Source organism: Larkinella rosea (assembly GCF_003858635.1).
In the GTDB taxonomy this organism is placed as follows: domain Bacteria; phylum Bacteroidota; class Bacteroidia; order Cytophagales; family Spirosomataceae; genus Larkinella; species Larkinella rosea.
In genome coordinates, this window is sequence record NZ_RQJO01000016.1 from 137398 (window position 1) to 151031 (window position 13634).

Annotated in this window: 12 protein-coding genes; 3 read left to right on the forward strand and 9 right to left on the reverse strand. The window is 53.4% G+C overall.

Annotation, left to right across the window (positions count from 1 at the left end; genetic code table 11):
- Positions 1 to 2: 2 nt before the first annotated feature.
- The 7 genes from EHT25_RS30650 to EHT25_RS30675 all read right to left on the reverse strand — a co-directional run bounded on the left by EHT25_RS30650 (position 3) and on the right by EHT25_RS30675 (position 8449).
- Positions 3 to 986 carry a 3-hydroxyacyl-CoA dehydrogenase family protein gene (locus EHT25_RS30650; RefSeq protein ID WP_124879269.1) on the reverse strand — a complete coding sequence of 328 codons (984 nt, stop codon included), beginning with the start codon at positions 984 to 986 and terminating at the stop codon, positions 3 to 5.
- A 25-nt stretch (positions 987 to 1011) separates the two neighbouring features.
- Entirely contained in the window at positions 1012 to 2094 is a 1083-nt protein-coding gene (locus EHT25_RS30655) for a Gfo/Idh/MocA family protein (RefSeq protein WP_124879270.1), read from the reverse strand.
- A gap of 40 nt (positions 2095 to 2134) precedes the next feature.
- Complete coding sequence (locus EHT25_RS30660) at positions 2135 to 2935, reverse strand: 3-keto-disaccharide hydrolase (protein WP_124879271.1); 801 nt, start codon at positions 2933 to 2935, stop codon at positions 2135 to 2137.
- A 36-nt stretch (positions 2936 to 2971) separates the two neighbouring features.
- Entirely contained in the window at positions 2972 to 6124 is a 3153-nt protein-coding gene (locus EHT25_RS30665; RefSeq protein ID WP_124879272.1) for a PVC-type heme-binding CxxCH protein, read from the reverse strand.
- Between the two features lie 391 nt (positions 6125 to 6515).
- The gene (locus EHT25_RS30670) at positions 6516 to 7241 is read right to left on the reverse strand and encodes a glucosamine-6-phosphate deaminase (protein ID WP_124879273.1); all 726 of its coding nucleotides are present in this window, start codon (positions 7239 to 7241) and stop codon (positions 6516 to 6518) included.
- Between the two features lie 90 nt (positions 7242 to 7331).
- Complete coding sequence (locus tag EHT25_RS32840) at positions 7332 to 7502, reverse strand: hypothetical protein (protein ID WP_185731553.1); 171 nt, start codon at positions 7500 to 7502, stop codon at positions 7332 to 7334.
- Positions 7503 to 7570: 68 nt separating this feature from the next.
- On the reverse strand, positions 7571 to 8449 hold the full coding sequence (locus EHT25_RS30675) for a c-type cytochrome (RefSeq protein ID WP_124879274.1): 879 nt from the start codon (positions 8447 to 8449) through the stop codon (positions 7571 to 7573).
- A 608-nt stretch (positions 8450 to 9057) separates the two neighbouring features.
- On the opposite strand from EHT25_RS30675, the gene EHT25_RS30680 reads away from it, so the two are divergent.
- From EHT25_RS30680 to EHT25_RS30690, 3 genes are all read left to right on the forward strand, one after another.
- Positions 9058 to 9750, forward strand: coding sequence for a hypothetical protein (locus EHT25_RS30680; protein ID WP_124879275.1), 693 nt, complete (start codon positions 9058 to 9060; stop codon positions 9748 to 9750).
- 429 nt (positions 9751 to 10179) lie between these two features.
- Positions 10180 to 10536: a VOC family protein gene (locus tag EHT25_RS30685; RefSeq protein ID WP_124879276.1), complete on the forward strand. Its 357-nt coding sequence runs from the start codon at positions 10180 to 10182 to the stop codon at positions 10534 to 10536.
- 64 nt (positions 10537 to 10600) lie between these two features.
- Positions 10601 to 10963 carry a winged helix-turn-helix transcriptional regulator gene (locus tag EHT25_RS30690; RefSeq protein ID WP_124879277.1) on the forward strand — a complete coding sequence of 121 codons (363 nt, stop codon included), beginning with the start codon at positions 10601 to 10603 and terminating at the stop codon, positions 10961 to 10963.
- A 5-nt stretch (positions 10964 to 10968) separates the two neighbouring features.
- On the opposite strand, the gene EHT25_RS30695 is transcribed toward EHT25_RS30690, so the two are convergent.
- Both EHT25_RS30695 and EHT25_RS30700 read right to left on the reverse strand, forming a co-directional pair.
- Positions 10969 to 12465 carry an MBOAT family O-acyltransferase gene (locus tag EHT25_RS30695; protein ID WP_124879278.1) on the reverse strand — a complete coding sequence of 499 codons (1497 nt, stop codon included), beginning with the start codon at positions 12463 to 12465 and terminating at the stop codon, positions 10969 to 10971.
- A gap of 12 nt (positions 12466 to 12477) precedes the next feature.
- On the reverse strand, positions 12478 to 13554 hold the full coding sequence (locus EHT25_RS30700; protein WP_229311856.1) for a hypothetical protein: 1077 nt from the start codon (positions 13552 to 13554) through the stop codon (positions 12478 to 12480).
- Positions 13555 to 13634 lie beyond the last annotated feature (80 nt).

Here is a 13634-nt window from a genome sequence, read left to right on the forward strand (position 1 = left end):
CCTTACTCTTTCTCTTTCAGCTTTTTCTTCACGTAATCAGCCGGGTATTGCAGGGCGATTTCGCGGATTTTGAAGCTGAATTCCGTGAAGGTTTCCTCCCAGAGTTTGGCTTCTTCCGGCGTGTAGTCGTAAAAACCGTGCGCATTGGCTACGCCCCGGCCGCCACTTTTGACAATGTCGTCAATCAGTTTGGGCACTTCCGTGCTGTTGTTGAGCGTCGGCAGCAGGTCTTTCATCACCGTGTGATACGCCGGAACCCCCGTCAGATCCATCCAGCGAAAAACGCCCACCAATGTCATGAAATACCCCGCGTTGTTGCGGCACGAACGGTCCACATCCTCCACCGTCGCGTAGCCCTTCTCCACCAGACTGATCGCTTCCCGGTACATGGCGTACATCAGCCGGTTGGTGATAAACCCGGCAATGTCTTTTCGCACCAGAATCGGCTCTTTCCGCCAAAAATGAGCCAGTTCATACAGGTATTCGCCCTGCGAAACCGCGCTGTCGTCCCCGCAAATGATTTCCAGAAACCGGGTCGTGTGGGCCGGTTCGGCCCAGTGCAGCCCAAAAAACCGCTTCGGGTGCTGCGTCAGTTGCTGCAATACACTGATGGGAATCGCCGACGTATTGCTCGCCAGCAGCGCGTCGGGCGCAATCACCCGCTCCACTTTTTGGTACACCGACTCCTTGATCGCCCGGTTTTCGATCGTGCACTCGATGACCAGTTGACAGGGCCGAAGCTCCTGATAATCTTCCGTCAGGATTAGCTTACTCAAATAATGATCCGGCTGCTGATCGATCAACCCGTGCTGCCGCGATCGCTCGAGGTGATCCTGAATCCGGGTCAGGGCATAAATCAGATCGTCGGGAATCGGCGCGACGGCCACCACGGGATGCCCCGCAATCAGTAAACAGGTGGTGATGCTGCAGCCCATCAGCCCCAGGCCAACGAGGCCAACCGGGATCTCTTGCGGAATAAGATTCATGCGTAAACTAGTATTAATAAACCACTTATAGAATAACAACCTGGCCCGTCCGCACCGATTCGTCACAGGCGAAGGCAATCCGCAGGCTGTTGACGGCGTCCTGCATGTGATCCGTCAGGTCGATGTCTTCCCGGATGGCTTTGAGAAAATACCGCTGCTCGCGGTTGCACAGCTCCTGGTGGTCGGGTTCGTCTTCCAGATTGATCCAGGTATCGGCTTTGGCGAATTTTTCGTTGGCGTCCAGCTCCGAATGATGCACCCGGATCGACTCGGTTTTGGTGTGCGCTTCGATGGATGACGACTTGCCTTCGCCCCCGGCCTCTTTGGCCACAATCGAAACGCTGCCTTTCGGCCCGAATACATCCTTGACAAAAAAGGCGGTTTCGCTCACCATCGGCCCCCAGCCCGCTTCGTACCACCCCACCGATCCATCGTCGAACCGAATCTGCAGCTGGCCGTAGTTGTAGTTATCGGCGGGAATTTCATCCGTCAGCCGGGCGCCGATGGCGTAGACCTGAACCGGTTTCGAACGCGTCATCTGGCACATCACGTCGATGTAATGTACCCCGCAATCCACGATCGGGCTGAGGCTTTTCATCAGATTCCGGTGCAGCGTCCACATGCTGGTGTCGCTCTGCTGGTTGAGGTTCATGCGCATCACCAGCGGTTTTCCCACCTCGTGGGAAAGCGCGACAAACTTTTCCCAGGACGGATGATGCCGCAAGATATAGCCCACCACCAGCTTTTTGCCCGCTTTGACGGCGGCTGCCACCACGCGCTCGGCCCCGGCCACCGAGTCGGCGACCGGTTTTTCGATAAACACATGACACCCGGCCTCAAACGATTTGACGGCAAATGCCTCGTGCGTATCGGGGTAGGTGGAGATACAAACGGCATCGGGTTGGGTGGTTGTCAGGGCCTGGTCGAAATCGCTGAACAGCGGATAACCGCCCCCCAGTTTTTCGTTCAGAATTTCCTTGCTTTTGCCGGTGGAGACGATGCCGCAGATGTCAAAGCCCTCCAGGTTGTGGTAGGCCGTGGCGTGGGAGGAGCCCATGTTTCCGCATCCCACCACCAGGACGCGGATCGGTGTTGACTGATCAGACATGACGAATTTCGGTTAATCGGTTTGGGGTTTTATTGGGGTGTTATTTCCGTAAAGGCACCAATTCTACTTTTCGAACAAACAGTTCGGCGCCTTCGGACTGAATCTGAATGCGGCCTTTCGAGGGTTTGACCTGCGTGGCCTGATTGACCAGCACGCCGTTCAGATAACTGGAAATCCGATCCTCGTCGGCGACGCACACCATCGTATTCCACTCCCCGAGCGGTTTTTCGACGTCTTTCGCGCCCCGAAATCCCTTGACATCCTTCCAGTTCGGGTCGCGGTCGAACCAGTCGATGCGGCCGCTGTGGATGGTGACGGGCGTACCCGACGGCGAAAAAACGCGCCCCCCGCCTTCTTTGTTCGGCGCAATGGTGGCCGTCAGGGCGTAGTTGTCGGTGCCGTCGCCAACCACCAGAAAATCACCGGTTCCCCCTTCAATGAGCTGGCATTCGATGGAGCGCATCCAGATGCCGCGATACCCGCCGTCCGGCCCGGTCGAGTGCAGGAGCACGCCACTATCGCGCGCCCGGTCGGCCCGGGGGGCGTAGGTGTTGTCGCCCCATTTGAACTCCACGGTCAGCGTGTAATTCGCGTATTCCTCGTCGGTAATGATGCTGCCGTATTCCTCGCCCGAGACGTGAATCAGTCCCTTTTCGACCGTGAACACCTTTTTTACGTCGTTCTCGCGGCCCCGTTTTTCCACAAACCGGTACCAGCCTTTCAGGTTTTTCCCGTTGAAAAGCCGGACGGTTTTTGACCGTTTCGACTGCGCCGTGGTTTCGCCCGTTATCACGAACAGGCAAAGGATTGCAGCCAGAAATTTAAGATTTAATTTCCCCATTTGTAAGCTATTTTTTGTCTCCGAAGCGGTTTTGGGCTATTTTTTCTGACTGGCCTGAATCATCCGGTCGATCCGGTACGGAAGGGCTTCGAGAAAAGCGATCAGGTGGGCCATTTCGGTCGGGTTGAGTTGCTGGTCCAGACCCGGCGGCATCATCGACAGGGTCTGCGGTTCAATGGCCGTGATCTCTGACCGGGCAATCCGTAAACCGGGCGCCGGACCGAGTTCAATCACGACCGATTCAGGCAGTTGCTCCTTGATAATTCCCACGTACGAAGTGGTTTTGGTCACCACCCGCGAGGTTTCGTATTCCCGCGCAAAGCTGGCGCTCGGATACACAATGGCTTCCAGAATGTCGTGTTGCGAGCGGATTTCGCCAATGTTGGTCAGGTCGGGCCCAAACCGCCCGCCTTCCGGCCCTACGGAGTGGCAGGTGTAGCAGGACGCTTTGCCGAAAAATAGCTTGCGGCCTTCGCCCACATCGCCCCCTTTCAGTTGCGTTTCCAGCTTTTGCAAATGCGCCAGCCGGTCGGCATGGAGGGATTTCAGCTTGACGAGCAAGGGTTCGGCCATCGTTTGTACGGATGCGGGAAACGGTTTCAGCAGGTTCTGAAAATCCTGTTCTGGCAGGTTATCCAGTCGCCCCGAAACCGCTTTGAGGGCTGTCATGAGTTCCTGACCCACTTTTTCATCCTTATTCCCTTCAAAAGCACCCAGCAGGGGCGGCAGCAGAAAGGCGTCCGTCTGGCCGATCCGGGTGCGGGCAATAATCAGTAACTGGTCGTTGGTCAGTTCGGCGCGGTTCAATAACCGCACGGCCTGCTGACGCACCGGCGAGTCAAATTCCGGGCCGAGGTAATTCAGCAGGAGTTGAAACTCCCGTTCCGAAAGAGCGGGCGACGACGTGATCCGCGCGCTCAGGGCTTTCAGCCGGAAACCGACCGGCGTTTTTTCCGACTGCACCAGCTGATCCAGTTTCTGGGCGACGGCCTTGATGCGCCGGGATTCGATCAGGCCCAACAGTGGCGACAAAACCGCATCATCGGTCGTTTGGAGCTGGTTCCCGATTTCGGTTACCCAGGCATCCGGAAGTTTTTTCAACGACCCTTTCGCCATCACATCCAACAGCAATACTTTCCGCGCCGACGTCGTCGCCGGATTGCCTAACTGCGCAACCACAAAGTTCTGCAACGCCGGTTCCTTGATAAACGTCAGCATCAGATCCCGAACCGAGTTGGCGTCGGCATCCGAAAGGGCCGGATTTTTCAGGCTTTTTTCCAGAAAACCAATCACCACATCCGACCATTCGGGGTGATGAGAAGCGATCCAGCTACCGGTTTTCTGAATTTCGGCCTCCCGGGCGGTCAGGGCCGCAGCCAAATGGGTTTTCTGGAGCGGTTTTCCGTCCATCTGATCCAGCGCAATCAGGGCGGCTATTCGGGTTTTCAACGCAGGACTTTCCAGCGCCTTAACCAGCAAATCCGAATTTCTAAGCAGAATCAGCGAATGAATAATGGCGTGGTTCACAAACCGGTCGGTAGAAGCGGCCGCTGCGTTCAGCAAGGCCGGAACCGCTTTTGGATCGCCGATCTGCCCCAGCGCCGTAGCCGCCTGACGGCGAACGGGCAGCGCATCTTTCTGCACCAGCTGAATCAATTTGTTTACCGAAATGGCATCTTTTTGCAACCCCAGCGCACGAACCGCAGCGGTTCGAACGACCGGGCTTTGATCATTCAGCGACTGCCGAACACCATTCCAGGCGGCTGGTGTGTTGATGCGCGACAGGGCAAAAACCGCCGACGCCCGCATGTCTTCGTCTTTCAAAACCGGAAAGGCGTTGAGAAGAGGATTCACAGCCGCATTTCCGCGCCGGATTAATTCTTCCGTTGCCTGCTCCCGAACCGCCGGTCTGGGATCGGTCAGGTATTTTAGCAAACGCTGCGGAGCTTCTTTCGCTAAAGCCAGTTTTTTTCCCCAGGCATCGTTGAGTTTGGCGGCACCGGTTTTTCGGATGCGGTAAATACCGCCCGCCACCTCCGGTTTGGCCACCCGCGAGAGCGGACATCCTTCGATAAACCAGCCGCCCGTCACGACCATGAGCATACTGCCGTCGGCATCCTGGAGCACATCCGTCGGGTGCGAATCCGAACTGAACGACTTCAGAAAGACCTCGTCGGCGGTTTTGTAGGTAGCGCCATCGGGCGAAACGATGTGGCGCATAATCCGCCCGGTATTGAATTCGGCATTGAACAGATTGCCCCGGTAGGCCGGGCCAAAACCGCTGCCCCGGTAGCGCAGGATGCCGGAGGGTGCCACCCGGGGCATTTTGGTCATCACCGGCATCAGCTCGCCGGTCAGTTTCAGGCCATCTTCGGCAATCACCGCGTTCGGTTTGGGATAGGTGCCGCCTTCCACCCAGTGCATGAGCGCATCCCGTTGCCCGTCCTGCGGATCGACGAAGTACGTCATCGTACCGATGGTTTCGCCCGAAGGCATGAAGGCCATTTCGATGGAATTGTCAAAACCGCCCCCCGCCATCGACTCCAGACCGGTGCCGTCGGGGCGGCACCGCCAGATCCGGGCACTTTTTCCCTTCAGCGCCTGGCCTTCTTTGGTGGTAATCGAGAAGCCCCGCCGGGCATCGGTGAGGTACAGCCAGCCGTCGGGCCCGAAAAACGGTCCGCCCAGCGTGGCGCCGTTGGCGTGGAGCGTCCAGCCGGTCAGAATGGTTTCTTTTTGATCGGATACACCATCGGCATTCGTATCGGTGTATTTCACCAGATTGGGCGATTCGGCCACGTACAAACTGCCCTGGTAAAAGACGCCCCCTTTGGGAAACGGGATGTGATCGGCAAAAATCCGGCTTTTTTCAAACTGACCGTCTTCGTCCAAATCTTCCAGCAACCGAATGTGGTACGAGGGTTCGGCCAGCATTTTCTCGGTTCCCATGGTATTGGGGCCGGTTGATTCAAAGACGAAAAGCCGTCCGGTGCCGTCGAAACTCGCAAACATGGGATACGACAGCAAGTCTGGTGCCACCGCCCGTTCGATGGTAAAGCCTTCCGGCACCTGAAAACCGAGCGTTTCGTGGGGTTTCTTTTCGGTCGACGCGGTCAGGCAGACACCCGCCAGCAGAACGATGCTGCCCTGAATGAGTCGTGATTTACGGGAAAGGAAAGACGGAAACATATTTATAAAAACGGTATGGATTGGAACCGTATAGCGTGGCCGGATATTCGGCTGATTTACTGATTGTTAACACGATAATCCGGAACAATCATACTTCATTTCCGGTACAGAGTCAAGCAAGGCGGTTCAATCCCGAAATAAAGTATCAGTAATCAGAAAAAAAGAAGAATCTGGCCACTTGCCAGAGGTTGGGAAAACAACCCCGATGGCTTTGTCGTTGGGCATTCAGGCTGCATAAAAAAAGCCCCGGTATTCCGAAACATCAGGCCAATGTCTCAGTATACCGGGGCAATTAACGAACCCACCTTTCGGAGAATTCTCGGGGCCGGGCCGCCAGCAGGATTCCCGGTCATGAACAACATCGACAGATGTCGTCGGGCTTTTAGTGGTATTAATTCATCGCCCCGGCGGCATCGGCATCCACCCATACATACCCTTTCGGATGCGTTTGCATGATACTGGCCGGAAACTCCTCAGTAACAGGACCTTCCAGGGCGGTTTTGATGGCGGGTGCTTTTTTGCTGCCACTGGCGATCAGGATGGCTTCGCGGGCATCCATCAACTGCTGCAAACCGGTCGTAACGCCCTGCGTCAACGGTGTTGGTTCGGAGAAGTATTTTTGCCCGACAACGATGGTGGTTTCGGCCAGTTCAGAAACGTGGGCTTTCAGGTTGAACGGCGTTCCGGGTTCGTTCAGGGCGATGTGGCCGTTCAACCCGACGCCCACCAGAATCAGGTCAAACCCGCCCCGATCGTCCACAAACCGGGTCATGGCGTCACATTCGGCTTCGAGGTCAGCGGCTTTCGCGTCGAATAAACGGCATTGGCTGGCCGGAATATTGAGCGGTCCGAAGAGTTCGCGTTGGAGGTAATTCGCGCAGCTTCCTTCGCTTTCCGGCCCTAAACCGACCCATTCGTCCAGCCCCACAAAGGTGCAGCGATCGACGCTGGTTTCGCCGTTTTTCACCAGTTGAACCAGCGCGCGGTAGGTTCCAACGGGCGTATCGCCGGAAGCGGCACAGATCAGGGCATCGGGTTTGCGATTCAGTAAGGCGGCAATGTGCTGGGCAGTATGACGGGAAAGGGTTTCGTAGTCGGGGAAAATCTGGAAGTCCATAAACGGGTTTAGCAGTTTGGCCGCTAAAATACGGCGAAGCAGTTGCTTTCTTCACAAAAGGCTAAAAATCTATTTTCGAAAATCAGTACGTCAAGAAAACCGGTTGGACCAGACCGCCAGCATCGTCCGCAAATCGGTCACCTGATTCCGGTGCCGGTCGATGTGAAACCGCAGAAATGCAAACCGCTGGTGAATATCCAGCGGCCCCGAAATCGGGTGCGGATGAATGATGGCTTCACACAACCTGGCGAAGTCTCCCAAGAGACATGCGGTTTTAGGCTTACGATGGCGATTCGGCGAAAATGTCAAAACCGTTGAACTGCTGGCCGTTACTTCAGTTCGTGCAGGTATAAATAAATCGCTTTCAGTTCGTCGTCGGTATACACGGTGGCGAAATACTTCCAGGGCATAAACTCGTTGATCACGGTTCCATCCGGTCTTTTCCCTGTCTTGATGGCGGTAACAAAATTGTCCGACGTCCATTTCCCAACTTTGCCGGTTTGCGTCAAATCCGCAATATGCGGTTCGCCGGGGCCGTGGCCGGGCCCACCTTTGAAACCAGGGCCGTGGCAACCGGAACAGGTCACAGCCAGGTATTTTCCGTATACGGCATCGACGGCGACCGGCACATGTTCAGTGGGTTGAGCTTCGTGGTCGATGACTTCGGCCGGATAAAGCGGCAAAGATCCGTTAAAGGCTAAAAACCGCCCCAGGGGTTTCACTTCTTTGGCCGGACGGACTTTATCGACGGGTGGCTGACTCTTCAGGTAATACACCAACGCCCCCATATCCCGGTTCGACAGCGGAGCGCTGACTTCCGGCGACGGCATGAACCACAGCGTTTTGTTGTCTTTCCCCAACCCGTGCCGCAGCGCCCGAACCCAGTCCTGATCGGTGTAGGAAATCCCGCCTTTTCCGGTGGTCAGGTTGGAAGAATACAAAACCGCGATTGGCGTGCTTTCGTCGAAGAAAGCCCGGCCACTGAAATCGGCCCCGTGACATTCTGCACACCCCCGGATTCCGGCAATGTGTTTGCCCAGGGCGTAGGACGCCGAATCGCTGGGAATGGTGAGCGATTGCAGGTTGACATCATACACTTTGTTGGCCCGCGACTCGGTTTGGAAATAGACAAAAGTGTAAAAAGCGAGCAGCAAAACCACCAGGCCGCCCACGATGATACCGACCCATTTGAGGACTTTCTTTACCATGACAATGTCTTTTAGCGTAGTGCGTAAGAAAAGCGAACTGTCCGGTTTTTGAAAACCGGATAAATAAGTAATTGCCAATAAGTTAAACGATAGTTCGCCTGGAAATGAAAACTTTTGAGTGAAAGGTAAAAACCGGTTTTCTGAATTGATTAAACGGGTACGGATGATGGTATCCGGTGTGCAAAGCCGGGCGGGCGAAAACCGCCCGGCTTTTTCCGTGAATTCAACAGCGCGTTTCAACGCGCGGGCTTTGATCTGTTCAAACGCAGCGACAGGGTTCTGACGGGCACAAAATACTTCGGTACTTGTTCAATACCGGTTCCGGTGCCGAGGATCGAATAAGGCCATTGGGTTGAATGAAAAGATTGTACATGAATCACTACCAGCGGTCGAAAGCCATACAGCTAGCGGAATTCAGCCGGTGAATACCGTTTTGTGTAGCCGCATTCGTTTACAGACGGCATCAGCGCCCTGTTTCGGGTAGTTGGTCGGATTTTGGGGAAGCCCAAGTAACTTTTACAGGTCGTTAACCATCTTATACAGTTCCTTAACAGATGCCGGAATAAGAACCGGTAGCTTTATCGAAATTCTTAAAAACAAAAAGAGAAATGACGAGGCTCGTGCACGTGTGTACTGTATTGATGGTTGTTTTTTGCGCTTCCTGTGGGAGACAAAACAAACCAGATTCCCCAAAAGAAAAAACCAGGTATGAAACACAAGACGCATCCGCTTCCAGCTGGATTTACACCAAATATGAGTACACTGATTCTATCGGTAAGAGCCTGATCATACAAAACAGCTTTCCAAAAGGTGTAACAAAATACACTAACCCTGATGGGGAGGTATATAATTATGTTGTATTTTTTAACCGAGTAAGCAATGAAACAGATAACCCTTTAGAATTGAAGATTGAGTTTCCTGTAAATTCATATGAAGTTCCGCCTTTACCTGGCAAATACTTTAACGTATTGGTTCCTCCCGACACAATGACACTTGATAAAGAATCCTTATTTAATTACGGACTGACCGATTTAAAACCTTTTTTAGATACTTGTATTCATAAACCGTCTTCGTTGAAAAGAACTATCAACTCGAAGGAATCGAGTGGTTTTTATGTTGTAATACTCTGCTTGGTTGAAGGAGCGCACGGTGTAATGCGAACAGGACTTAGCCTAAAAGGGCAAAATCTTTTTTATAGAATTAAAATTGATGGATCAAAAAGTAACACCAAATCAAGCGATAAAGAAATTCAAATTGGAAGTATTAATTTAAAAAATTTGATGCTAAAGAAATCAACATAAAATCAGCGCACAATCTGTGGATAAGAGATGCCGTAGATCGCAGTAAATCGATGGTCTTTACTTTAATGAAGGTTTATACCAACCAACCTGAAACGGAAGTGTTTTTAAACCCCTACCTCTCCTACTCTAAAACGTTTCTCTCAATTTTTAACCTACCCTTATTGGTACCTTATGAATAATAAGGTACCAATCAAATACTTCATTTTAACTCTTCGGTTGTGGCTGTAACAGGAGAATAAAAAGAATGCATCGGCAGGCTCCGTCTCCGCGGGACATGGCGTGCAGCCGACTGGTAGTTGCTGGCGGGTGACCAAACTGCGCGACCCGTCAGCAGCACCATGCTGAAAATAGACGAAGAAACGTACCACGATTTGCGTCATCAGGAAGCGAATCGTTAGTTTTGCGGTTTATTAAATTCGAACGGCTACAATGATTCATTTCAAGCGGTTAGACCACATTCTTATTTCGATTCCGGAAGGAAAAAAGGAAGACGCACGGGCTTTTTATGGCCAGGTGCTGGGCCTGGAAGAAGTGCCGGGCGAACACCCCGGCGCAGCGCTCTGGTTCTGGATTGGCGACATTCAGCTGCACTTTCGTGAAGAACCAGTCGGGCCGTATTCCAAACGCCATCCGGCTTTTGAAATCACCAACCTGGACGAAGCGAAGCTGGAACTGGAAAGCCACGGTATTGAACTCACGTATTCCTCCGAGATCGACGGACGGCAGCGATTTTTTTTTCATGACCCGTTCGATAACCGGATTGAATTGTTGCAATTCACTGCGTAAGAGAGCGAAGCGGTTTAGGGTTTATAGCGGAAAGAACGTTAAATTTAGCATTCCCTTTTTACGTATGGTAACGGAAGAAGTAATACAGATTCATTCCAGCAAGGAGTGTACGCGGAGTTTGGGCGGGGTGCGCGACGCTCTGTATGTGCTGAACGGCAAATGGAAACTGCCCATCATCATTGCCCTGCGCGAAGGCCCCAAACGGTTTAAGGACCTGCAGCGCCGGGTTGAAGGCATCACGCCGAAACTGCTCTCGAAAGAACTTAAAGAGCTGGAACAGAACGAGTTTATCATTCGCCACGTGTATCCCTCCACGCCGGTTCTGGTCGAATACGAGCTGACGGAATACAGCAACTCCCTGAACGATCTGATTCAGGCGATGGCGGACTGGGGCCTTCAACACCGGGCGCGCATTCAGTCGCGGTAACGGTTTCAGAACTGAAAGTAAATGAACGAGTTGCTGCTTTTCTGCGTCAGAATCAGTAAAATCAGCATTCCGGTCCAGATCAGACTCAACAGCCACCACGGCATCCGTTTCCCCAATTGCACCAGCGACGAATCGCGCATGAGCCAATGGCAGGCAATCAGCACCACCGTTACCGAACTGACTTTCAGGATGTCGAGCGAAGTCAGCAGGGCCGGGCCGTCGGGAATGACGCCAAGCATGCACAGCAGAATCTTCATCGCGCTGCCGAAGTCGGGCGCCCGGAAAAATACCCAGGTGATATCGACCAGCAAAAGCGTTAACAACGCCAGTCCGAAATCCCGAAACTTTCCGTTCAGCGAAACCGGCACCATCGATGCCTGTGCCATCGACTCGGTCAGTCCCGGATCAGCCTGATTTTTTCCGGCAAAACTCCGCTGGCGTTGGCCGGTCCACTCCCGAATGAGTCGTTCGGCACACAGAAAAATACCGTGCAAACCGCCCCAGATTACGAAATTCCAGGACGCTCCGTGCCATAAACCACCCAATAACATCGTGATCATCAGGTTGATGTACGTTCTGACGTTGCCTTTTCGGTTTCCACCCAGTGGAATGTACAGGTAATCGCGCAGCCAGGTTGAGAGCGTAATATGCCACCGGCGCCAGAAATCGGAGAAACCGATGGCTGCGTACGGATACCGGAAATTGTCGGGCAAAATGAAGCCCAGACACAGCGAAATACCGATGGCGCAGGTCGAATAACCCGCAAAATCGCAGAAAATCTGTCCCGAAAACGCCATCACGCCCATCCACGCATCCAGCGGCTGTACCGGAAACGGCACGCCAAAAACCGTATCGGCGGAACTGGCCAGCAACGTATCGGCCACCACCACTTTCATGAACAACCCGAGCGACAGCAAAAACAGACCCCAGGTCATTTGTTGCGATGTAGCGCGGTGCGGTTTTCTGAACTGCGGAATCAGGTCCTCAGGCCGGACAATCGGCCCCGCGACGAGGTGCGGAAAATACGTCACGAACAGCGCAAAATTCAGGAACGACGGTTCCGGATCGGTTTTCCGACGGTACACATCCAGCGTGTACGACAGGGTTACGAAGGTGTAAAAGGAAATCCCGACCGGTAGGATTATATCGGGTTTGACGGCCTGAAAAGCGATTCCGACCGAGGACAATAAGAGCGTAAAATTTTCCAGCAAAAAACCGCCGTATTTAAAATAACTCAGCATGCCCAGATTTAGTACCAGGCTGATGGTCAGGAGCAGTTTTCGCGGCATAGGCCGTTGTTCGCGGGAAATCAGCCGGGCCGCGTAGAAATCCACCACTGTGGAAAGCCAGAGCAGCAGAATGAACGGCGGGTTCCAAAGGGCGTAGAATAAATAACTGGCCAGCAGTAAATTAACCTTTTTGACCTTCCACGGCAAAGGCAAATTGTGTAGCACCAGCAGCAAAACGAAGAAGAGGGCGAAACTGTAGGAGTTGAAAACCATGATCGTTTGGAGCTATTGGTGGGTGGAAAGAGAAGCCGTTGTTGCGGGTACTTTCGCCCCGTTCACATTGATTGGCCAGCCGGTTTTCTGCTGCAGAATCGGAATAAAATCCTCCGTAAAGGTGATGGCATCCTTCGGTGCCAGGTGGGACCATTCCGGGCATTGGTATTTAGACAAAACCGGGTAATCTTCAAAATGAATGCCCGCCGTTTGCGTATGCGCCAGCAGCCGGTCCCAGTATTTTTCGCGGGGATAGCCCATTTTTTCGGCTTCGCGGAACGGCCCGTCCGACGGCATCCGCACAAAAATAACCTTACCGCCCCGCGCCCGAATCCGATCAACCGACTGTTTTACCGAGTTTAAAATGGCCGTTAGCAGCGGCCCGTCGACCCCCTGTTTGGGGCTGTGGCTGCCAATTTCCAGCCACATCGCTTTTACCTGATTTTGAATGGATGTGTCGGCCACCATCGCGTCCGTCATCACATTCTGCCGGTCGAACCGGGTCACCGAAAATTCCTTCGGGAATTTGGGGCCGCCCCAGGTGTCGGGCCGGGGCGGAATCGGCAGGTCCGTCAGCAAGGGCTGGAGCGACAGTCGTTCTTCATCCAGGAAGTACAGATGGTCTTCCAGCAAGTGATTGATGTGGAAACTGAGTTGTTGCGAAAGCGACCATTTGGGGTAAAATTCGACCCGTTTGGTGGCCTCCCGTTCCGGAAATGAACCGTCGGGCGTAAAGAAAAGCCCTTCGGTCACGTCGATAATCACCGTGCCTTTAAAGTTTGGATCGTTCGCGAGGTCGTTTAGCAAGGGGCGGGGCGAGGTTCCGACCAGCGCCAGCTGCACCGGTTTTTCGCCGGTGACGCGCTGCCAGGCAGCCAGATCGAGGTCAAATTTAACCCGCGAAGAACCGATCAGAACCGGTCGCGACGGACTGGTTTGGTAGATCTCCTTCCGGGTGTGCGCCCAAAGGCTTTCGTCGTCATTGTACGAAAGCGCGAGATGTTGACTGCGCCAGTACAACTCCCAGCCAATCACAAAAGTCAGGACAGAAATCAGCGTCAGAACGCTCGCTTTTGAAAAGTGATTCATGTGCATTTATTTATATCTTGCTGTCAATCAGCTTAGTCGAAATAATTTACGGAAGAGGAAACACGCAAGCGTACATTATT

Excerpts from the sequence above, each read along its gene's own strand:
- EHT25_RS30675 (WP_124879274.1), bottom strand. The coding sequence starts at position 8,449 with ATGGTAAAGAAAGTCCTCAAATGGGTCGGTATCATCGTGGGCGGCCTG.
- EHT25_RS30650 (WP_124879269.1), bottom strand. The coding sequence starts at position 986 with ATGAATCTTATTCCGCAAGAGATCCCGGTTGGCCTCGTTGGCCTGGGG.
- EHT25_RS30660 (WP_124879271.1), bottom strand. The coding sequence starts at position 2,935 with ATGGGGAAATTAAATCTTAAATTTCTGGCTGCAATCCTTTGCCTGTTC.
- EHT25_RS30695 (WP_124879278.1), bottom strand. The coding sequence starts at position 12,465 with ATGGTTTTCAACTCCTACAGTTTCGCCCTCTTCTTCGTTTTGCTGCTG.
- EHT25_RS30655 (WP_124879270.1), bottom strand. The coding sequence starts at position 2,094 with ATGTCTGATCAGTCAACACCGATCCGCGTCCTGGTGGTGGGATGCGGA.
- EHT25_RS30700 (WP_229311856.1), bottom strand. The coding sequence starts at position 13,554 with ATGAATCACTTTTCAAAAGCGAGCGTTCTGACGCTGATTTCTGTCCTG.
- EHT25_RS30665 (WP_124879272.1), bottom strand. The coding sequence starts at position 6,124 with ATGTTTCCGTCTTTCCTTTCCCGTAAATCACGACTCATTCAGGGCAGC.
- EHT25_RS30690 (WP_124879277.1), top strand. The coding sequence starts at position 10,601 with ATGGTAACGGAAGAAGTAATACAGATTCATTCCAGCAAGGAGTGTACG.
- EHT25_RS30680 (WP_124879275.1), top strand. The coding sequence starts at position 9,058 with ATGACGAGGCTCGTGCACGTGTGTACTGTATTGATGGTTGTTTTTTGC.
- EHT25_RS30685 (WP_124879276.1), top strand. The coding sequence starts at position 10,180 with ATGATTCATTTCAAGCGGTTAGACCACATTCTTATTTCGATTCCGGAA.
- EHT25_RS30670 (WP_124879273.1), bottom strand. The coding sequence starts at position 7,241 with ATGGACTTCCAGATTTTCCCCGACTACGAAACCCTTTCCCGTCATACT.